Source organism: Desulfobulbus elongatus DSM 2908, from assembly GCF_000621145.1.
In the GTDB taxonomy this organism is placed as follows: domain Bacteria; phylum Desulfobacterota; class Desulfobulbia; order Desulfobulbales; family Desulfobulbaceae; genus Desulfobulbus; species Desulfobulbus elongatus.
Window position 1 is genome coordinate 1 of record NZ_JHZB01000020.1, and the last position, 19,456, is coordinate 19,456.

Here is a 19,456-nt window from a genome sequence, read left to right on the forward strand (position 1 = left end):
TTCCTCAAATGCAGCGGCAACTTGGGCCGCATGACACTTCGCGGTATGGACAATGTTGCCAAACGCTACCTGATGCATGCCGCTGGCTACAATCTTGGTCTGGTGATGCGTCATCTGTACCGGCACGGCACTCCCAGAGAGATGGCCGGCCTGGTTGTTCGTCTGTTTTGGCCTGTAGGGAGCCTTGTATTGCTCCTCGTAACCGGATTTCGCGCTACGGATAAAATTCCTCCAGGGCATGTTTTGACCGGTGCCGGTTTGTCTTGATCGGCTTGGCGTGCCGTACCGAGTGCATGCTCCCGGAAACATGGCTTTTTCAACGGGCTGTTAACGCATAACTATCGGATACTCCCCAAACCATATGGGGTACCAGCCGGATTATGCAAAAATCGTTTGATGGCCAAAACGGTAGCCCCTGCCTTGCCGGCAGAAAATGACTGCACGAAGAAAAAATTCCTGTCTTGGCGTTTCCGCGCGAGGGGATTATAGTACTTTCGTGTTGTTTGCACTTTTGTCTGCTGCCTTGAACAATCCACTACCTAACCAACATATGTATAGAGGAGGGAACAATGCCTGAGTTTGGTCATCCTTTCAGTGTACTGAAACACGACCGTCTGTTAACCCATGAAGAATTGGTGCGCGCTATCCGGTTCATGGTTGCCGCCGAGTATGAAGCCATTCAGTTGTACCAGCAGCTTGCGGAATCGACCGACAATGTCCTGGCGCAAAATGTGCTTCTGGATATTGCCGACGAAGAAAAGGTGCATGCCGGCGAATTCCTGCGCCTGCTCAAGGAACTCGATCCCGCCGAGGAAGGTTTCTATCAGCAGGGCGCCGAGGAGGTCGAAACCGAATTTCTCGGCGGCACCGCCGCAGCGCCGGCAGAAGAGGCGCCCCCCTCCGTTGGTCAGGGGTTAAACATAGGCAGCCTGAAAAAATAGCATCTTGAATGAAAGGAGATCGATATGGACTTACTGCGAAGGGAGCTGGCTCCCATCAGCGTGCAGGGATGGAGCGAAATCGATGCCATGGCCAGGGAAACACTGGTCGCCAATCTGTCCGGCCGCAAATTCATTGATGTCGATGGTCCGCACGGAATCGGCCATTCCTGTGTCACCCTCGGTCGGTTGTCGGTGCCCCGCGAACAGAAAGGCGGCCGGGTCAAATACGGCATCCATCAGGTGCAGCCGCTGATCGAAGCCCGGGTCAACTTCAAACTGGAAACCTGGGAGTTGGACAATATCGGCCGCGGCGCCAAGGATGTCCAACTGGATTCGCTGGTGGAAGCCTGCCGCGAGATCGCCCTGTTCGAGGAAAAGACCCTGTTCGAGGGATTCAAACCGGGGAATATCGTCGGGTTGCATGCCACGGTAAAAAACAAGACCCTGCCTCTGAAGCTGGACATGGACATGATCGTCGATACCGTGGCCGAGGGGCAGACCCGGATGCTGAAGGATGGGGTCGAAGGGCCCGCCAACCTGGTTGTTTCCGCACGGCTGTGGAAATTTCTGGCGCGGAGCGCGCCCGGCGGCACCCTGCGTTCCACCTTGGAGACCCAGATCGGCGGTCAGGTCGTCTATTCGGAATGCGTCCAGGACGCGCTGTTGGTGTCGGCACGCGGCGGCGACCTCGAATTGACCGTGGGTCAGGATTTCGCCATCGGCTATCACAGCCACACCGTCAGCGATATCGACCTGTTCGTGACGGAATCGTTCACCTTCCGTGTCATCGCGCCCGAGGCCCTGGTCGGCTTCACCCTGACCACCTGACCGGAAACGCCCTTGCCTTCACGTCCTTGAGCCCCGAACCGGTTTCGGGGCTTTTGTTTTCCGGCCTGTCCGCGATGTCTCCCCGGCATGCGCCGCGACCATTCCCTGGGCATTCATTCCATGGCGCGCTGCATGTAATACACGCCGAATTCTTTGTCGTATTCGAGGATGTGCGCGACAAACAGTTCCCTGAGCACGTAATAAAGGCCGATATCGGCCCCCGGTGTTTCGTGTTCGATTTTCATCAGGAACCCACGGGCTTCTTCCGTCAACCGGTCGTGCTCGCACTTGTGTTCGCCCAGCCCCGGAAACCCGGCGCGCTCCATGTATGCCTCTTCCTGTCGGAAATGCTCTTCGGTCGTTTCGACAAGTTTCGAGCAGAGATCGACAATCAGAGGATGGTCCTTCTTGTCGTGGATAGCGGCATAGAACGCTGTCACCAGTGCGAGTATTGCTTCATGGTCGCGGTCTATCTGTACAATTCCGGTCCTCAGGGAGTTCAGTCCATACAACGATTCCACATTCCACCATCCTGCTGAACAACGTGATCGACATGAAATAACGCTGCGTGTCCGCGCGTTTTTTTCGACCGGGGACTCCCGGCGGCGGGAAGACGGCGCCAGCCTGACCGCTACCGGAACAGTCCCGGCAGCGCTCCGTCAGGTGTCAGTCTCCTGTCGGAGAAATCCGGAACGTCCGGACAGTGTCAAGATTCCGCAATGAATCGGCGAGACGGGAGATTTTGTTCTGGTCGATCGTGCCGATGACCATCTTGTATTCGAAGAAACGGCCGTCATCGGAAATCCGGTAGCTCATGTTGGCCACCGTGAACCCGTGCTGTCTGAGCAACGATCGCACCTCTTCCTCCCCCATCACCTTGTTTCTTTCGAAGCAGAGCGTGTGGTGCGCGTAGAAGTTCGCCGGCATCTTGGCTTCTATCCAGCGAAAAACCGAGAGAACGCCCACGGTGAGCGCCGTGGCGACGATGGCGGGAAAATAAAAACCCACGCCGAGGAGAATGCCGATTGCGGCGGTGATCCATATCGAGGCGGAGGTGGTCAGGCCGCGGACACTGCGCCCTTCCTTATAGATGACCCCCGCCCCCAGAAAACCGATGCCGGTCATGATGCCCTGCGCCATCCGGGTCGGATCGGTGCGCACCGTGTCCATGGGCACGCCCGGCAGCCATTTCCATTGATAATACGTGATCATCATCAACAGACTCGATGCCAGGCAGACCAGAGTATGGGTGCGGAAACCGGCCGGGCGGCCGTGAAAGGTCCGCTCGCCCCCAATGATGCTGCCCACGACCAGCGCGGAAACAAGATGAATGGCGATCTGGATCTGATCGGTTGCCACCAGTTCCTTGAGTTGCTGCACATCGAAGACCATGTTTTTCTCACAATGGGCCGGAAATCACGGCATCAGCCGGCTTGGTTCCTCTCAAGCAGAAAGAGTCTGCACGAAAGCGGGCGGCAGCGCTCACTTTGTTACATGGAGCTTGATCCAGGCCGCATAGCGGTCCATCCAAGCCTGGAGAAACGGCTTGCTCTCCGCGCCGATGCCGCCGTCCGCGGCGAACATCCCTTCCCGGTATTGGAGAAAGGCTTCCGGCTGCCCCATGGTGGGGACATCGAGGTAGGCCAGCACGTTGCGGAGATGCTGCTGCGACAGCGCGGTGCCGATCGCGCCGACCGAAATGCCGATCACCCCGGCGGGCTTGCCGGCCCAGACGCTCTGGCCGTAGGGCCGCGAGGCGATATCGAGCGCGTTCTTCAGCACGCCGGGGATGGAGCGGTTGTATTCCGGGGTGGCGAAGAGCAGGCCGTCGGCCGCCCTGATATCGTCCTTGAGCCGCTTGACGGCAGCACCGTCGTGGCCGTCGTCATCCTGATTGTAGAGCGGCAGATCGCCGATCTCCACGAACTTGAAGACAAACTCGGGCGGCGCCAGCCTGGTCAGTCCCTCAGCCAGATGGCGATTGAACGAATCCTTGCGCAAACTGCCAACGATAACGGCAACGGTGTAGTTGTCCATGTGATCCTCCTGCGGGACGGGCATCCCTTTGATGAAAAAGAGCGATGAAAAATGCGAAACAGGATCAGCGCGGCAAAATTTTTATGTATATTACCACAATTATGCCTCGCCTGCCAGCTATGAACACAGGCATATACAACAAGGCCCCTCAGGCCTCATGGCGCATGAGACGAGAGGGGCTGCTGTTTTTTGTTTCGGGTGACGGCATCACTTGACGGCGGCGAGATAGTGCTCGTTGATTTTCTCCCAATTGATTACGTTGAAAAAGGCGGCGATATAATCCGGCCGCCGGTTCTGGTAGAGCAGATAATAGGCATGTTCCCAGACATCGATGCCCAGCACCGGCGTGAGGCCGGTCATGATGGGGTTATCCTGGTTCGGCGTGGCCACGATGCGCAACTCGCCGTTATCGACCGCCAGCCAGGCCCAGCCGCTGCCGAACAACTTGACCGCGGCGGTGGAGAACTGCTCCCTGAAGGCCTCGAAACTGCCGAACCGACTGTTGATGGCCTCCACCACCGGCCCCTTTGCCGGCACGCCGGTTTTGAGCGTCGGCCAGAAAAAGCTGTGGTTGGCATGGCCGCCGCCGTGGTTGCGCACCGCGGTGCGGATGGCCTCGGGCACCTCGTTCAGGTTGCGCAGCAGTTTGTCCACGCTCAGGTCGGCGCAGGCGGGATGTTCCTTGAGCGCCGCGTTCAGATTGGTGATATAGGCCTGATGATGCTTGGTGTGATGGATTTCCATGGTGCGGGCATCGATGAACGGTTCCAGGGCATCGTAGGCATACGGCAATGTGGGGAGAATGTGTTCCATGGCGTACCTCTCGGATGTATATGGGATGGGCGGACAATCGCCTCATCCGGAGACAATCTTTCCTGTCAACAACCATAAATATCAACAAGTAATTGTCAAATAATCGCAAATTATTTTTTATAACTTATCATTTTAATATACTGTTTTAACTAAATATAAAAGACAGACACCGGCCGGGAACCCCTGCATTCGCCGCCCAGGCGCATGGAGCGGCAGCGCCGATTGCGCGCCTCCGGTCTTGCCAAGGGGCCGTATCGTCTCTACAATTTTCCGGACCATGCGCTTCCCCATTGCCGGAGGAGCAGATAAAAAGGAACAGAACATGACCCAACCGCGCGATACCGTATATCACCGCACCCTGGCCCTGGGCAGCGACCCGGCCCTGCGCCGCCGCTACATGGTGGTGGACGAACCCCTGCAGGGCAACATGCGTTTCGGCCTGCTGCTGGAAATCCTCGACAAGGTGGCCGAGGAAACCGCCCTGCGCTATGTCAACCGGTTTCATCCCACTGCCAGGGTGGTGACCGCCGCCATCGACAACATCGTCGTCCGCCATGCCGTCGACGTGACCCGCGACCTCACCTTTGCCGCCACCATCAATCACATCGGCCGCAGTTCGCTCGAAATCGGCATCCGGGTGGAGCAGCCCGGCGATCCGACCCTGCACATCGCCTCATGCTATTTCACCATGGTGGCCCGCTCCGGCTACGGCGAGGATGTCACCAGCGTGGCCCTGCCGCCGCTGACCTATACCGACCCGATGGAGAAACGGCGGGCCGGCAAGGCCCTGGCCCGACGCGAAGAATACCGCCACCAGCAGGCGGCCCGCCGCGAACCGCCCAGCCGGGAAGAATACGAGATGCTGACCGCCCTGCACCAGGCCCAGGACGAGCCGGGCTTTGCCGGCCTGCTCTGCGGCCACTTAATCACAAGCGCCTGGGAACGGACCTATCCCGACCAGGAAAACGTGCCCTTCACCATCTTCGGCGGCTACCTGATTCGCCGGGCCTTCGAGCTCTCCTCCATCTGTTCCGAACTGGTGGCGCCCCACCGCCCGATCATCGCCGGAGTCAACCGGATCAACTTCTTCCATCCGGTCCGCATGGGCGACAAGCTCCACTTCACTGCCAGGGTGGTGTACACCGAGGACTGCTATCTCTGCGTCGAGGCCGGCATCGAGCGAATCAGCCGCGACCGGACCGCCAAGGCCCTTTCTAACTCCTGCCTCTTCACCTTTGCCAATGTCGACGCCGACCTGAACCACCACCCGGTTCCCATGGTCCATCCGACCACCTATGTCGAGGACGGCCGGCACCTGGCGGCCCGCCGCAGCCTGCACACCCTGCTCCGCCACGACAACCTGATCTGAGCGCCTCTGCCATGGACACAACGGTTGCGGACAACACGGAGTATATCCTCCGGGTGGAGAACCTGGGCAAGCGGTTCAACGGCCTGGTGGCGGTTGATTCCATCTCCTTTGCGGTGCGGGCCGGCGAATGCTTCGGCCTGCTCGGCCCCAACGGCGCCGGCAAGACCTCGACCATCCGCATGATGTACGGCTTTTCCCCACCCGGTTCGGGCACGATCCGGATCCTGGGCCTCGATGTCGCCAGCCAATGGCGGCAGATCCGCTCCCGCATCGGCGTCTGCCAGCAGGACAACACCCTCGACCCCGACCTGACCGTGTTCCAGAACCTGCTGATCTTTGCCGGCTATTTTCGCATCCCGCGGAATCTGGCCAGCGAACGGGCCGAGGAACTGCTGCACTTTTTCGCCCTGGAAAAAAAACGCGAGGCCAAGGTGGGGGAACTCTCGGGCGGCCTGGCCCGGCGGCTGACTCTGGCGCGGGCGCTGATCAATGATCCCGAGCTGATCATTCTGGACGAACCCACCACCGGCCTCGATCCCCAGTCGCGGCATCTGCTCTGGGACCGGCTGCACGCCCTGCGTGCCCGCGGCAAGACCTTCATCCTCACCACCCATTACATGGAAGAGGCGGCCCAACTGTGCGACCGGCTGGTGATCATGGACCACGGCAGGATTCTGGTGGAGGGAACGCCGGCCAGCCTGATCGAGGAGCATGTCGGCCGCTCGCTCATCGAGATCGGCGGCCTGGAGCAGGGAGCCCTGCGGCGCTTTCTCCGGGAGCGCCAGGTGGATTACGACGAACTGGCGGACAAGCTCATCATCTACAGCAACGGCGACACCGCCATCGAGCAGGCCATCCACGAGGGCTTCAGCAGCCGGCAGTGCACCTTCCGCGCCGCCACCCTGGAAGATGTCTTTCTTCGCCTCACCGGCAGGGAGCTGCGCGAATGATCCTCCTCTCCAACCTTTCCTGGCGCTTCCTCACCGTCTGGCGGCGGAACCTGATCGTCTACCGCAAAATCTGGAAGGTCAACTTCCTGGTGCCGCTCCTGGAGCCGGCCTTCTACATCCTCGCCTTCGGCCTCGGCTTCCAGGGGCTGATCGAGGGGTTGCGCTACGCCGGCCAGCCGCTGGCCTACACCCGGTTCATGGCCCCGGCCCTGGTCGCCATCTCGATCATGTACAACTCCTTTTTCGAGACCACCTACGCCTCCTTCGTGCGGATGTACTATCAGAAAACCTTCGACGGCATGATGACCACGCCGCTCTCCCTGGAAGAAATCATCCTGGCCGAAATCGTGTGGAGCGCCACCAAGGCCACCGCCGCGGCCCTGCTCATGACCCTGGTGCTGGGGCTGTTCGGCTTCGTCCTCTTTCCTCAGGGCTTGTTGATCGTGCCCCTCGCCTTCCTGGGCGGTCTCGCCTTTGGTGCGGTGGGCATGTTCTTCACCGGCTTCACGCCCTCGATCGACATGTTCAACCTGCCGATTTTTCTTTTCATCACCCCGATGTTCCTCTTCAGCGGCACCTTTTTCCCGATGGCTGGCCTGCCGCTCTGGGCCCAGCACGCCGCCTATTTTTTCCCGCTCTACCATCTGGTGGAACTGACCCGTTTCTGCTGCCTGGGCCTGGTGGAAACCAGCCCCCTCGCCAGCCTCGCCTACCTGGTCTGCTTTGCCCTGTTCTTTCTCGTGCTCGGCCTGATGGCCATGCGGCGGCGGCTGATCAAATAGCGGAGCCGTTCAGGGAAGCCACCGATGATGGCGGCAGAACGGGAAGCGGCCGGAGAACGGTCAAGAGCACGCGGCCCGGCCCAACCGACACCTCAGCACGGAGCAGGTTTCATGGCGCTTATCGACTGTCATTTCTTTTCGCAGGTCCTGGGCATGATGTCGACCATGACCGTCATTCTTCCCGACCCCGAACCGGCCGCCATCGACGGCCCCCCGAATCCCCGGCGCAGGCTCTATCCGACCCTCTACCTGCTGCACGGCCTGTCCGACGACCACACCGTCTGGCAACGCCGCACGGCCATCGAGCGCCACGTGGCCGGCCTGAACCTGGCCGTGGTCATGCCGGCGGCGGGCCGGAGCTTCTATGCGGACATGGTCAGCGGGCCGCGCTACTGGACCTGCATCAGCGAAGAGGTGCCCGCCGTGGCCCGCCACTTTTTCCCGCTCTCCGCTGCCCGGCAGGACAACTTTGTCGCCGGGCTGTCGATGGGCGGCTACGGGGCCTTCAAACTGGCTCTGACCCATCCGCACCGCTACGCGGCCGCGGCGAGCCTGTCGGGGACGCTGGATGTCGCCCGGCTCGCCCGCGACGAACAGGCGGCCGGCCAGGGCGAACTGCGCCACATTTTCGGCGGGGCCGACGCCTTGGCGGGCAGCCCCAACGACCTGTTCTTCCTGGCACACCAACTGGTCCGGCAGGGAGCGCCCCGGCCGGAACTGTATCAATGGTGCGGCACCGGGGATTTTTTGTATGCGGACAATGCGCGATTCCGGCGGCATGCGGAAGCGCTGGGCGTAACGGTGCAGTACAAAGAGGGGCCGGGCGGGCACGAGTGGTCCTGCTGGGATGCGCAGATAGAGCAAGTCCTCGCCTGGCTGCCGGGGGTGGGCCGGCCGTAAGCACGGGGCATTTCCGCGCCTGCGGCCGTGCGTGTCAGTGCCGCTCCTCGCGGTCGAAGAAGGCCAGGGAAAGGTTTTCCCCCTCGCCCTGGGAAATTTTGTAGCTGCCCCGGTTGATCAGGGTGATGCCCCGCGATTCGGCCTGCGCCAGGAGGCTGTCGAAATGCCTGCCCGTCTCGACCGCCGGTTCCTCGACATTGGCGTAGAAAAAAAGACGGTCGCCGGTGACGCCGAACTGGAGCAGGAAAGGGTTGTGCTGAACAAATACCAGATCGTCGTAGGCATAGGTTATTTCATGGCCGAGTTGAGCGAGCATGTCCTGCACCGTGCCCAATGGCCGCAATGGAAGTGCCATGGCGTGACTCCTTGTGACAATGGCTTTTCACAAATCCGGGGACTGTCCCGACCGGCACTGCCCCCGCTTTTCCTGACCGTCAGTGCGTTGCAACTGGCGCGCCAAAAAGTCCCGCGTAATTGATCAAGTATTGTTGGGCAGTTAAACATACGACCGCACTCCCTCCTTAGCCCGCCCCGGCAAGCAACAAAATTGACGACAAGGCCGCACGAAACAGAAGCGCTCTCAACAATTTTGTCCGGTCAAGCCACATTCACCTCGTCCCAAGGAACAAACCAAGAAACGAAATCGGCGGCGCGGTTGTCAGAATCCCCTCCTTTCTTTTATCTTCTTTTGTGAGCGATCCCTTGGCGCTTTCGACAAAATTGCAAGAAAGCGCGCCGGTATCCGGGTCCGTCAACTGTGCGTGATGACCGTTTTTTCTGTTTTTCCCGGTATCGAGAGCGGAAAGCGCCCCTCCCGGCCAAGCCATGCGCAGCGGACCGCAAACAGGGCTCGCCACAACAATCTATTGAATATATGTTCATTTTATTGCTTAACTGCGCACAGGCATGCACCATCGGCTGCCGGGGGACAAACCGGATAGCCGGCAAAAACAGCGCATGCCAATGCTGGCAAGCGAGCATGGCATTCCTTTTGCCAGTCATGGGCAGGACCGGCACCATCCGGCAACGCCTGCATCCCGTTCCGGGCGCTGGCGCGCCGAGCCGGTTCGACCGCTTTGTCCGCTGCGGCGGAAAGCCGCCGCATTCTCGATGAGTCGTCACTTCGTGGGAGGGCCATGGCCATGCAGAGCTTTGCCGGTTACGATCCGGGAGATTTTTTCGATGAACTCATTGCCCCGGACGGCACGCCCCGGCCGGGAGCACAACTCCTGATCGACAAGATCGCCTCCCTGCCGCCGGGCGACCTGGCCATGCGCCAGCGGGCTGCCGAAGCCCTGTTGCTGAAGATGGGTATCACCTTCAACGTCTACGGCCGCGACGAGGGCACCGAAAAAATCTTTCCCTTCGACCTCATCCCGCGCATCGTGCCCGCTGCGGACTGGGCCCAGATCGAGGCCGGGCTCAAGCAGCGCATCTTCGCCCTCAACGAGTTTCTCCAGGACATCTACAACGACAAGAAAATCCTCAAGGACAAGGTCGTCCCCGAGGATCTGGTCCTCAGCAGCCGCACCTACCGCAAGGAGTGCGAGGGCTTCACCCCGCCCCGGCGCATCTGGTGCCACGTCACCGGCACCGACCTGGTGCGCGACCGCGACGGCCGCTTCTACGTGCTCGAAGACAACCTGCGCTGCCCGTCGGGCGTGTCCTACGTGCTCGAAAACCGCCAGGTGCTCAAGCGCACCTTTCCGCAGGTGTTCGAGGCCTCCAAGGTGCGGCCGGTGGACGACTACCCCAACAAGTTGCTGGAAATGCTCGAATATCTGGCGCCGGACCACGTCGCCAAACCGACCATCGGCGTGCTCACGCCCGGCATCTACAACAGCGCCTACTTCGAGCACTCCTTCCTTTCCCAGCAGATGGGCGTGGAGCTGGTCGAGGGCCAGGACCTGGTGGTGGCCGACGGCTGCGTCCACATGCTCACCACCAAGGGACTCAAGCGGGTGGACGTGCTTTACCGCCGCATTGACGACGACTTCATCGATCCCGAGGTGTTCCGGCCCGATTCCCTGCTCGGCGTGCCCGGTTTGATCGGCGCCTACAAGACGGGCCGCATCGCCATGGCCAACGCGCCGGGCACCGGCATCGCCGACGACAAGGTGATCTACGCCTACGTACCCAAGATCATCGCCTACTACACCGGCGAGGAGCCCATCCTGCCCAACGTGCCCACCTACATCTGCCGCGACGACGCCGACCGCGCCTGTGTGCTGGCGCATCTCGACCAACTGGTGGTCAAGGCGGCCAACGAGTCCGGCGGCTACGGCATGCTGGTCGGCCCGCACTCCACCCAGGCCGAGCGCGACGCCTTTGCCGGGAAGATCAAGGCCGAGCCGCGCAACTACATGGCCCAGCCCACCATCTCGCTGTCGCGGGTGCCCACCATCGTCGGCGACCGCATCGAGGGCCGCCACGTCGACCTGCGGCCCTACGTGTTGTTCGGCAGGGAGATTTACGTCCTGCCCGGCGGCCTCACCAGGGTAGCCCTGACCAGAGGGTCGCTGGTGGTCAATTCGTCCCAGGGCGGCGGTTCCAAGGACACCTGGGTCCTGTAAGCGAGACGACAAGGAGAAAAGTATGCTCAGCCGCGTGGCCAACTCGATCTACTGGATGTGCCGCTACATCGAGCGGGCGGAAAACGTCGCCCGCTTCATCAGCGTCAACCTCAACCTGCTGCTCGACTTACCCTCGGAGGGCGGCAAGCACTGGGAACCGCTGGTGCTGATCACCGGCGACCAGGAATATTTCGAGGAGCAGTACAGGCAATACACCAAGGAGGCGGTGATCAGCTTCCTCACCTTCGACCGCCGCTACTTCAACTCCATCGTCTCCTGCCTGGCGGCGGCGCGGGAAAACGCCCGTTCCATCCGCGAGATCATCAGCTCGGAGATGTGGGAGCACCTCAACACCTTCTACCTGGAGATGGCCGACCCCAGATACCATCCCATGGCCCTGCAGGACCCGCACAAATTTTTCCGGATCATCCAGATGCGCAGCCACCTGTTCACCGGCCTGATGGATTCGACCATGAGCCACGGCGAGGCCTGGAACTTCGCCCGCATGGGCATGATGCTGGAACGTGCCGACAAGACCTCGCGCATCCTCGACGTCAAGTACTTCATGCTCCTGCCCCAGGCCGACCTGGTCAACACGCCCATTGACAACATCCAGTGGACAGCGGTATTGAAATCGGCCAGCGCCTTTGAAATGTACCGCAAGGAACATCACCTGATCACGCCGCGGATGGTGGCCAGCTTTCTCGTGTTCGACACCCATTTCCCGCGCTCGATCCGCCATTGCGTCAACAAGGCGCAGGTTTGCCTGGAGCGGATCATGAACGGCGCGGCGGGCGGCGCGATCAACCCGGCGGAGAAGCTGCTCGGCCGCCTCAAGGCCGATCTCGAGTACACCGACATCGACGATGTGATCAAACAGGGCATGCACGAGTACCTGGACAACCTCCAGACCAGGCTCAACCGGATCGACACGGCCGTCGGCACGACCTTCTTCAACATCAAGCCCTTGGTGTCAGCGGCATCCGGCCAGCAGTAGCATGACGGTGGGCGGCCGGTGCCCGGACCGGGATGCGTCCGCAGCGATGCCGCCTGCGATTGACCTGAAAAAAGTCCATAAGGAGCCGTTGTGGGCATCCACGTTGCCTTGCATCACCGCACCACCTATTGCTACGACCGCCCGGTCGTCCTGGGGCCGCAGGTCGTCCGCCTGCGGCCGGCGCCCCACAGCCGCACCCCCATCCTCAGCTACTCGCTGACCGTCACGCCGGAGGCGCATTTCATCAACTGGCAGCAGGACCCCTTCGGCAACTATCTCGGCCGGCTGGTCTTTCCGGACAAGACCGACCGGTTCGAGGTGGAGGTGGATCTGATCGCCGAGATGATCGTCATCAATCCCTTCGATTTCTTCCTCGAACCCCAGGCCGAGCAGTTCCCCTTTGCCTACGAGCCGCGGCTGGAACAGGACCTGAGTCCCTATCTGGCCTGCGCTCCAGCGGGCGAGGTGCTGGCCGCCTATCTGGCCGGGATCGACCGCAGTCCCAGGCAGATCATCAGTTTTCTGGTCGATCTCAACCGGCAGCTCAGCCGCGACATCCGCTACCTGATCCGCATGGAGCCCAACGTGCAGAGCTGCGAGCGGACGCTTGGCCTGCGCAGCGGCTCCTGCCGCGACTCGGCCTGGCTCCTGGTCAACATCCTGCGCCATCTCGGCCTGGCGGCGCGTTTCGTCTCCGGCTACCTGATCCAGTTGGCGCCGGACGTCAAATCGCTGGACGGCCCATCCGGGCCCGCGGCCGACTTCACCGATCTCCATGCCTGGACCGAGGTCTATCTGCCCGGCGCCGGCTGGGTGGGCATGGACCCGACCTCGGGGCTGTTCGCCGGCGAGGGCCACATCCCGCTGGCCTGTTCGCCCGAGCCGCGGAGCGCGGCCCCGATCACCGGCGATCTGGAGGCCTGCCAAGTCGATTTCAGCCATGCGATGGGCGTGACGCGGGTGCGCGAGGAACCGCGCTCCACCCGTCCTTATCCCGAGGAGGTCTGGGAGCGGATCGTGGCGGCAGGCGACCTGGTCGACCGCGCGCTGGAGGCCGGCGATGTGCGTCTGACCATGGGCGGCGAGCCCACCTTTGTCGGCATCGACCGTCCGGATGCGCCGGAATGGAACACCGAGGCCCTGGGCGAGGAAAAACTGCGCCTTTCCCTGCGCCTCATGCAGGGGCTGCGCCGCCAGTGGGCACCGGGCGGGCTGCTCCACTGCGGCCAGGGCAAGTGGTATCCGGGCGAGTCCCTGCCGCGCTGGGCCCTGGCCTGCTACTGGCGCACGGACGGCGTGCCGGTGTGGCGCGACGACAGGTGGCTGGCCGACCCGAGCGAGAACTACGGCTTCGGTACGGCCGAGGCCAGGCGGTTCATCGACTCGCTGGCCGTACGCCTGGGCGTGGGCACGCGCTTCATCCGCGAGAGCTACGAGGATATTGCCTATTACCTGTACAAGGAGCAGCGGCTGCCGCTCAACGTGGCGCCCACCGACCCGCGCCTGGATGATGCCGAGGCCAGGGCGCGCATGGCCCGCGCCTTTGAACGCGGGCTGGGGGCGGTGGTCGGCTACGTGCTGCCGCTTCAGCACGGTTCCTGGATCAGCGGCCCCTGGCCGTTTCGCGGCGAGCATCTCTTCCTGCTGCCCGGCGACAGTCCGTCCGGCCTGCGGCTGCCGCTGGATTCCCTGCCCTGGGTGGCGCCGCAGGATCGGACCCTGGATTTCACCCCGGACCCGCTGGCCGAACGAGGCCCCCTGCCCGACTATGCTGGTCAGCGTTTCCTGCACGGCCAACCGGAAGAAACAGCCCCGGCAGGCATGCGCCCCCAGCCGCCGCCCTTTGTCGATCCCCAGCCGGTTGTCGGCGAATCCGCGGCCTGGGTGGTGCGCACCGCCCTGTGCGTGCAGCCGCGGAACGGCCGGCTCTACCTGTTCATGCCGCCGATCGCCAAACTGGAAGGCTATCTGGAGCTGATCGCCGCCATCGAGGCCACTGCCCGGACAACCGGCCTGCCGGTGGTGATCGAGGGCTACACCCCACCCTTCGATTCGCGGCTGGAATGCCTGAAAATCACCCCCGACCCCGGCGTGATCGAGGTCAACATCCAGCCCCTGCGCACCTGGCGGCAGATGGTCGACTGCACCACCACCCTCTACGAAACTGCCCGCCAGTCGCGCCTGGCCACGGAAAAATTCCTCGTCGACGGCCGCCAGACCGGCACCGGCGGCGGCAACCATATCGTGGTCGGCGGCGCCACCCCGGCGGACAGCCCCTTCCTGCGGCGGCCCGACCTGTTGCGCAGCCTGCTCGCCTTCTGGAACAACCATCCCGCCCTGTCCTACCTCTTCTCCGGGCTGTTCATCGGCCCGACCAGCCAGCAGCCGCGGGTGGACGAGGCCCGCCACGACAGCCTCTACGAACTGGAGATCGCCTTCGCCGAACTCGACCGCCAGGCCGCCTCGCCCTGGGGCTGCCCGCCCTGGCTGGTGGACCGGCTCTTCCGCCACCTGCTGGTGGATGTGAGCGGCAACACCCACCGGGCCGAGTTCTGCATCGACAAGCTCTACTCGCCGGACAGCGGCAGCGGCCGCCTGGGGCTGCTCGAATTCCGCAGCTTCGAGATGCCGCCGCACGCGCGCATGAGCCTGGCCCAGCAGCTTCTGCTGCGCGCCTGCCTCGCCTGGTTCTGGCAAACGCCCTATCGCCGGCCCCTGGTGCGCTGGGGCACGAGCCTGCACGACCGCTTCATGCTGCCCGAACCGGTGCGCGACGACCTGGCCGACGTGGTGGCCAACCTCAACGAGGCCGGATTCCCGCTGGCCATGGAATTTTTCCATCCCCACTTCGAGTTCCGTTTCCCGATCCACGGCCGCCTGGTAATCGAGGGCCTGGAGATCGAACTGCGCCAGGCCCTGGAGCCTTGGCACGTGCTCGGCGAGGAACCGGGCGGCGGCGGCACGGTGCGCTTTGTCGACAGCTCGGTGGAGCGCCTCCAGGTCAAGGTCGCCGGCGCAAGCGGCGACCGCTACGTGCTCGCCTGCAACGGCCGGCGCGTGCCCCTGCATCCCACCCGGACCAACGGCGTGGCCATCGGCGGGGTCCGCTACCGGGCCTGGCAGCCGCCGTCCTGCCTGCATCCGACCATCGGCGTCCACACGCCGCTGATTTTCGATCTGTTCGATACCTGGAACAACCGGGCCGTGGGCGGCTGCACCTATCATGTCGGCCATCCCGGCGGCCGCAATTACGACACCCTGCCGGTCAACGGCCACGAGGCCGAGGGCCGCCGCCATGCCCGCTTCTCGCCGCACGGCCACACGCCGGGCGACCGGCGGCCGCTGCCGCCCGAAGAACGCAATCCGCTGTTTCCCTATACCCTCGACCTGCGCCGGCAATCGTCGGCCGCGGGCATCTGAGCCGCCATGGACCACCAGCCGAAGCCATCCGGGCCAGCCGCCGCTTTCGCCGGCAGCGGCCTGTTCGCCGGCCTCACCTGTCCGCAAGGGGCCTACTGCGAGGCCTTTGCTGAAGACGGCCAGCCGCGCGAACAGTGGCGCGCCATTGTCGCGGCCATGGACCGGGCCACGCCGGAACGGCTCCGCCAGCGCCAGGAGCGGGTCAAGCGCATGCGGCACGAGGACGGTGCCACCTACAACCCCTTCGATGCCCCGGACGGCCGCGGCACGCCCTGGGCCCTGGAGATGGTGCCCCTGCCGCTCACCGCCGCGGAATGGAGCGAACTGGAACGCGGCCTGCTCCAGCGGGCCCGGCTGCTCGAACAGGTGCTGGCCGATGTCTACGGCCCGCAGCTTCTGCTGAAAAACGGCCGGATGCCGGCGGAGCTGATCTACGCCAACCCCCGTTTCCTCCACGCCTGCCACGGCATCCAGCCGAACGGCGGCCGCTTCCTGAGCCTCTATGCGGCCGATTGTTACCGGGGTGAGGATGGCCGCTTCCGGGTGCTGCGCGAATACGGCGGCCATCCGGTGGGCCTGGGCTATGCCCTGGAAAACCGGATCGTGATCTCCCGTCTCCTGCCCGAACTGTACCACCGCACCCAGATCCGGCGGCTGGCCCCCTTTTTCCAGACCCTGCACACCAGCCTGGTGCAGCGTTCCTCGCTGCGGCGGGAAGATCCCAACATCGTGCTGCTCTCGTCCGGCCCGGACAGCCCGATCTACTTCGAACAGGCGCTCCTGTCGCGCTACCTCGGCTATCCGCTGGTCGAGGGCCAGGACCTGACCGTGCGCAACGGCCGGCTTTTTCTCAGAAAACTGGCCGGGCTCGAACCGGTGGACACCATCTTCCGCCACATCGACGACCCCCACAGCGATCCCTTTGCCCTGCGCCGCGGCGACGTGGTCGGTGTCGCCGGCCTGATCCAGGTGGCCCGCGAGCAGAACATCGACATCGTCAACCCCATCGGTGCCGGCTTCATCGACACGCCGGTCCTGCCGGTCTTTCTGGCCGAACTCTGCGACCATCTGCTCGGCGAGCCGCTCATGCTGGCCAGCCATCCGGCCTGGTGGTGCGGTGAAGAGCAAGGGCGCGTCCAGGCGCTCGCCCGCTTGGAGACGGTGCGATGGCAGCCGGCCCTGGACCGTGCCCACCGCCTCGCGGCCGATCCGCACCGTGCCCTCGATGAGGCCGCCTTTGCGGTGATGGCGCAGGAGACGGTCCAGCCGTCGCTGACGCCGGTCTGGACCCAGGAGGGCGTACACCTCCGGCCGACGCTGCTGCGCCTGTTTGTCTGCGCCACCGAAGAGGGTTTTGCCGTGCTGCCCGGCGGTCTGGCCATGACCGCCCACGACGTCGACACCCTGCTTGCGGCCGTGCCCGAACGGCTGCTCAGCAAAGATATCTGGGTGTTGTCCGACGAGCCGGTGGAACCTTTCAGCATGCTCGGCACGCTGCACAGCGTCGGCGAGTTCCGCCGTTCCAGCGACCTGCCCAGCCGGGTGGCCGATCATCTCCTCTGGCTGGGCCGCTACCTGGAGCGGGCCGAGGGGCAGGTCCGCCTGCTGCGGTCGGTGTTCCGCCGTCTCTCCGGCGAGGCCCGGCCCGAGGATATCCCGGAACTCGCCTTTCTGCTCGACCTGGTGCGGGCCATCGGCATGATTCCGCCCCTGCCTGAAAACGGCGAGGTGCCCCAGGATGAACTGGCCGGCCAGCTCACGGAGGCGCTCTACCGCCAGGACCGGCCGGCCAGCGTCGCCGTGGTGCTCAAGCAGGTACAGGAGGCGGCTCGCAACGTCCGCGACCGCCTCAGCCGCGATTCCTGGCGGGTGATCAACCGCCTGGAGGATTTCGGCGACAACCCGGCCGCCGATCCGCTCGACCTGCTCGACAACACCCTGTTCACCTTAAGCGCCTTCAGCGGCCTGGCCATGGAGGGCATGACCCGCGGCCTGGGCTGGCGGTTCATGGACATGGGCCGCCGCATTGAGCGGGCCCTGCACGAAATCGACCTGATCCGCTACGGCCTGCCCCAGGTGTGCCGGGCGCAGCACAACGCCCTCGAAGCCCTGCTCGAGGTCTCCGACAGCATCATGACCTACCGGGCCCGCTACCGTACCGCCTTCCAACTGGCGCCGGTGCTCGACCTGCTGCTGCTCGACGAGAGCAATCCCAAGTCGCTGGCCTTTCAGCTCGACCAGTTGGCCGCCCATGTCGAGGAACTGCCCCGGCCGGGCGAACGCCGCTATGCCAGCGCCGAGGAGCGGATGACCCTGGAGATGCTGACCGCCATCCGGCTGCTCGACCTCACCGGTCTGGCCTGCAACAGCGGCGGTCCGGAAAACGACGACCCGCTCAACCGTTTTCTCGAAACCATGGCAACCCGCCTGCTGGCCTTTGCCCAACAGGTCGGCGCCCACTACCTGACCAGGGTGGCGGCCACGCCCCACTTCTCGCTGCGGCTCGGAGACGGGGCATGAAGTACCGCATCACCCACACCACCACCTACCAGTATTCGGAACCGGCCTCGCTGTCGCAGAACGAGCTGTTTTTCACCCCCAGGGCCACGGCCCGCCAGCAGGTGCTGCAAAGCCAGCTGAGCTTCGATCCCCAGCCCCAGTACCTGCACCGCCGCATCGACTATTTCGGCAACATCGCCCATGTGTTCATGGTGCAGCAGCCGCACAGCCGCCTCACCCTGACCGCGGCCAGCGTGGTGCGCACCGCCCGGAACTCGCGCCTGCAACCGCAGGCGACCCCAGCCTGGGAGGAGGTCGGCCGCCGCCTGCAAGCCCATGCCACGGCCGAGGAACTGGACGCCTATCAGTTCGTGTTCGCCAGTCCCATGATCGCCGAGGCGCCCGGCATCCGCGACTATGCGCGCATCTCCTTTCCGCCCGGCACGCCGGTGCTCGCCGGCTCCATCGATCTGATGCGGCGCATGTTCGCCGAATTCGCCTACGACAAGACCGCCAGCACGGTGGACACGCCGGTGGCCCAGGTGCTGGCCGGCCGCCGCGGCGTGTGCCAGGATTTCGCCCACCTGGCCATCGCCTGCCTGCGCTCCCTGGGGCTGGCGGCGCGCTACGTCAGCGGCTATCTGGAAACCCTGCCGCCGCCGGGCACGCCCAAGCTGGTCGGGGCCGACGCCTCCCATGCCTGGCTGTCGCTCTACGTGCCCGGGGCGGGCTGGATCGACCTCGACCCGACCAACAACGTCGTGCCCGGCGAGTCGCACCTCACTCTGGCCTGGGGCCGGGACTATGGCGACGTGGCCCCGGTCAGGGGCGTGGTCATGGGCGGCGGCGCGCACACCCTCGCGGTGGCGGTCGACGTGGCGAGAGTGGACTGAGACCGCGCCTGGCGATGGCCGGACCGAACGGCCGCGTACCTACACGGGTTCGGCAAAAAAGCGGGAGACGACGATGGATCAGGGCAATCTCTTTGCAGGACTCGCGGCCGCCGCCGGGCCGGAGGAACGATTGGAGCGGCTGCTGTCGACCGACGGCGTGCGGATGGAGCGGATCGTCTCCAGCGGCCAGGCCAGTCCGCCCGGTTTCTGGTACGACCAGGAATGGGCCGAGTGGGTGGTGCTGCTCACCGGCGCGGCCGAACTCCAGTTCGAGGACGAGCCCGCGCCGCGCCGGCTCGGTCCGGGCGACTGGATCGATATCGCCCCGCATCGCCGCCACCGGGTCACCTGGACCGATCCGGATCGGCCCTCGCTGTGGCTGGCCATTCATTACCGGCCGCAGGAGTGCCCATGAGAGCATCCTGTCGGAATTGCGATAAATATTTTACAGATT

At 63.8% G+C, this 19,456-nt stretch carries 18 protein-coding genes and 1 pseudogene; 14 read left to right on the forward strand and 5 right to left on the reverse strand.

The window, feature by feature from the left end; translation table 11 throughout:
* The 3 genes and pseudogenes from Q362_RS23585 to Q362_RS0110975 form a co-directional block, all read left to right on the forward strand.
* Nucleotides 1-267 (forward strand): annotated as a pseudogene (locus tag Q362_RS23585) (hypothetical protein); the annotation flags it as partial.
* 302 nt (nt 268-569) lie between these two features.
* Nucleotides 570-941, forward strand: a complete 372-nt coding sequence (locus Q362_RS0110970) for a ferritin family protein (RefSeq protein ID WP_028318728.1) — start codon at nt 570-572, stop codon at nt 939-941.
* 24 nt (nt 942-965) lie between these two features.
* Nucleotides 966-1,769, forward strand: coding sequence for a family 1 encapsulin nanocompartment shell protein (locus Q362_RS0110975; protein ID WP_028318729.1), 804 nt, complete (start codon nt 966-968; stop codon nt 1,767-1,769).
* A gap of 113 nt (nt 1,770-1,882) precedes the next feature.
* On the opposite strand, the gene Q362_RS22840 is transcribed toward Q362_RS0110975, so the two are convergent.
* The 3 genes from Q362_RS22840 to Q362_RS0110990 all read right to left on the reverse strand — a co-directional run bounded on the left by Q362_RS22840 (nt 1,883) and on the right by Q362_RS0110990 (nt 3,806).
* The gene (locus tag Q362_RS22840) at nt 1,883-2,290 is read right to left on the reverse strand and encodes a bacteriohemerythrin (RefSeq protein WP_169737409.1); all 408 of its coding nucleotides are present in this window, start codon (nt 2,288-2,290) and stop codon (nt 1,883-1,885) included.
* Nucleotides 2,291-2,435: 145 nt separating this feature from the next.
* On the reverse strand, nt 2,436-3,161 hold the full coding sequence (locus tag Q362_RS0110985) for an MgtC/SapB family protein (RefSeq protein ID WP_051554141.1): 726 nt from the start codon (nt 3,159-3,161) through the stop codon (nt 2,436-2,438).
* Nucleotides 3,162-3,251: 90 nt separating this feature from the next.
* Entirely contained in the window at nt 3,252-3,806 is a 555-nt protein-coding gene (locus tag Q362_RS0110990) for an NADPH-dependent FMN reductase (RefSeq protein WP_028318732.1), read from the reverse strand.
* A 44-nt stretch (nt 3,807-3,850) separates the two neighbouring features.
* On the opposite strand from Q362_RS0110990, the gene Q362_RS24270 reads away from it, so the two are divergent.
* Complete coding sequence (locus Q362_RS24270) at nt 3,851-4,021, forward strand: hypothetical protein (RefSeq protein ID WP_211248480.1); 171 nt, start codon at nt 3,851-3,853, stop codon at nt 4,019-4,021.
* Here the strand turns inward: Q362_RS24270 and Q362_RS0111000 are convergent.
* A complete protein-coding gene (locus Q362_RS0111000; RefSeq protein ID WP_028318733.1) occupies nt 4,014-4,619 on the reverse strand; it encodes a superoxide dismutase in 606 nt (201 codons plus the stop codon). The two genes, Q362_RS24270 and Q362_RS0111000, sit on opposite strands and share 8 nt — an antisense overlap.
* A 322-nt stretch (nt 4,620-4,941) precedes the next feature.
* On the opposite strand from Q362_RS0111000, the gene Q362_RS0111005 reads away from it, so the two are divergent.
* The 4 genes from Q362_RS0111005 to Q362_RS0111020 all read left to right on the forward strand — a co-directional run bounded on the left by Q362_RS0111005 (nt 4,942) and on the right by Q362_RS0111020 (nt 8,620).
* Nucleotides 4,942-5,988 carry a hotdog domain-containing protein gene (locus tag Q362_RS0111005; RefSeq protein ID WP_028318734.1) on the forward strand — a complete coding sequence of 349 codons (1,047 nt, stop codon included), beginning with the start codon at nt 4,942-4,944 and terminating at the stop codon, nt 5,986-5,988.
* 11 nt (nt 5,989-5,999) lie between these two features.
* Complete coding sequence (locus Q362_RS0111010; RefSeq protein WP_028318735.1) at nt 6,000-6,938, forward strand: ABC transporter ATP-binding protein; 939 nt, start codon at nt 6,000-6,002, stop codon at nt 6,936-6,938.
* Nucleotides 6,935-7,720, forward strand: coding sequence for an ABC transporter permease (locus Q362_RS0111015; protein WP_028318736.1), 786 nt, complete (start codon nt 6,935-6,937; stop codon nt 7,718-7,720). The genes Q362_RS0111010 and Q362_RS0111015 overlap by 4 nt, the downstream gene beginning before the upstream one ends.
* A 111-nt stretch (nt 7,721-7,831) precedes the next feature.
* Nucleotides 7,832-8,620, forward strand: coding sequence for an alpha/beta hydrolase (locus Q362_RS0111020; RefSeq protein ID WP_028318737.1), 789 nt, complete (start codon nt 7,832-7,834; stop codon nt 8,618-8,620).
* Nucleotides 8,621-8,654: 34 nt separating this feature from the next.
* On the opposite strand, the gene Q362_RS0111025 is transcribed toward Q362_RS0111020, so the two are convergent.
* A complete protein-coding gene (locus Q362_RS0111025) occupies nt 8,655-8,975 on the reverse strand; it encodes a hypothetical protein (protein WP_028318738.1) in 321 nt (106 codons plus the stop codon).
* Between the two features lie 787 nt (nt 8,976-9,762).
* On the opposite strand from Q362_RS0111025, the gene Q362_RS0111030 reads away from it, so the two are divergent.
* The 6 genes from Q362_RS0111030 to Q362_RS0111055 all read left to right on the forward strand — a co-directional run bounded on the left by Q362_RS0111030 (nt 9,763) and on the right by Q362_RS0111055 (nt 19,417).
* Nucleotides 9,763-11,193 (forward strand): circularly permuted type 2 ATP-grasp protein, encoded by a 1,431-nt coding sequence (locus Q362_RS0111030; RefSeq protein ID WP_028318739.1) that lies wholly within the window; start codon nt 9,763-9,765, stop codon nt 11,191-11,193.
* A gap of 22 nt (nt 11,194-11,215) precedes the next feature.
* Nucleotides 11,216-12,190 (forward strand): alpha-E domain-containing protein, encoded by a 975-nt coding sequence (locus Q362_RS0111035; RefSeq protein WP_028318740.1) that lies wholly within the window; start codon nt 11,216-11,218, stop codon nt 12,188-12,190.
* Nucleotides 12,191-12,280: 90 nt separating this feature from the next.
* Entirely contained in the window at nt 12,281-15,610 is a 3,330-nt protein-coding gene (locus Q362_RS0111040; protein WP_028318741.1) for a transglutaminase family protein, read from the forward strand.
* A gap of 6 nt (nt 15,611-15,616) precedes the next feature.
* Nucleotides 15,617-18,130 carry a circularly permuted type 2 ATP-grasp protein gene (locus Q362_RS0111045; protein ID WP_028318742.1) on the forward strand — a complete coding sequence of 838 codons (2,514 nt, stop codon included), beginning with the start codon at nt 15,617-15,619 and terminating at the stop codon, nt 18,128-18,130.
* Nucleotides 18,127-19,002, forward strand: coding sequence for a transglutaminase family protein (locus Q362_RS0111050; RefSeq protein WP_028318743.1), 876 nt, complete (start codon nt 18,127-18,129; stop codon nt 19,000-19,002). The genes Q362_RS0111045 and Q362_RS0111050 overlap by 4 nt, the downstream gene beginning before the upstream one ends.
* A 73-nt stretch (nt 19,003-19,075) precedes the next feature.
* Nucleotides 19,076-19,417, forward strand: coding sequence for a cupin domain-containing protein (locus Q362_RS0111055; RefSeq protein ID WP_028318744.1), 342 nt, complete (start codon nt 19,076-19,078; stop codon nt 19,415-19,417).
* The last annotated feature ends 39 nt before the right edge of the window (nt 19,418-19,456 follow it).

What these genes read in the sequence shown, in the direction of transcription:
- Q362_RS0110970 (WP_028318728.1), top strand. Translation starts at nt 570, where the DNA reads ATGCCTGAGTTTGGTCATCCTTTCAGTGTACTGAAACACGACCGTCTG.
- Q362_RS0110975 (WP_028318729.1), top strand. Translation starts at nt 966, where the DNA reads ATGGACTTACTGCGAAGGGAGCTGGCTCCCATCAGCGTGCAGGGATGG.
- Q362_RS0110985 (WP_051554141.1), bottom strand. Translation starts at nt 3,161, where the DNA reads ATGGTCTTCGATGTGCAGCAACTCAAGGAACTGGTGGCAACCGATCAG.
- Q362_RS0110990 (WP_028318732.1), bottom strand. Translation starts at nt 3,806, where the DNA reads ATGGACAACTACACCGTTGCCGTTATCGTTGGCAGTTTGCGCAAGGAT.
- Q362_RS24270 (WP_211248480.1), top strand. Translation starts at nt 3,851, where the DNA reads ATGAAAAATGCGAAACAGGATCAGCGCGGCAAAATTTTTATGTATATT.
- Q362_RS0111000 (WP_028318733.1), bottom strand. Translation starts at nt 4,619, where the DNA reads ATGGAACACATTCTCCCCACATTGCCGTATGCCTACGATGCCCTGGAA.
- Q362_RS0111005 (WP_028318734.1), top strand. Translation starts at nt 4,942, where the DNA reads ATGACCCAACCGCGCGATACCGTATATCACCGCACCCTGGCCCTGGGC.
- Q362_RS0111010 (WP_028318735.1), top strand. Translation starts at nt 6,000, where the DNA reads ATGGACACAACGGTTGCGGACAACACGGAGTATATCCTCCGGGTGGAG.
- Q362_RS0111015 (WP_028318736.1), top strand. Translation starts at nt 6,935, where the DNA reads ATGATCCTCCTCTCCAACCTTTCCTGGCGCTTCCTCACCGTCTGGCGG.
- Q362_RS0111020 (WP_028318737.1), top strand. Translation starts at nt 7,832, where the DNA reads ATGGCGCTTATCGACTGTCATTTCTTTTCGCAGGTCCTGGGCATGATG.
- Q362_RS0111025 (WP_028318738.1), bottom strand. Translation starts at nt 8,975, where the DNA reads ATGGCACTTCCATTGCGGCCATTGGGCACGGTGCAGGACATGCTCGCT.
- Q362_RS0111030 (WP_028318739.1), top strand. Translation starts at nt 9,763, where the DNA reads ATGCAGAGCTTTGCCGGTTACGATCCGGGAGATTTTTTCGATGAACTC.
- Q362_RS0111035 (WP_028318740.1), top strand. Translation starts at nt 11,216, where the DNA reads ATGCTCAGCCGCGTGGCCAACTCGATCTACTGGATGTGCCGCTACATC.
- Q362_RS0111045 (WP_028318742.1), top strand. Translation starts at nt 15,617, where the DNA reads ATGGACCACCAGCCGAAGCCATCCGGGCCAGCCGCCGCTTTCGCCGGC.
- Q362_RS0111050 (WP_028318743.1), top strand. Translation starts at nt 18,127, where the DNA reads ATGAAGTACCGCATCACCCACACCACCACCTACCAGTATTCGGAACCG.
- Q362_RS0111055 (WP_028318744.1), top strand. Translation starts at nt 19,076, where the DNA reads ATGGATCAGGGCAATCTCTTTGCAGGACTCGCGGCCGCCGCCGGGCCG.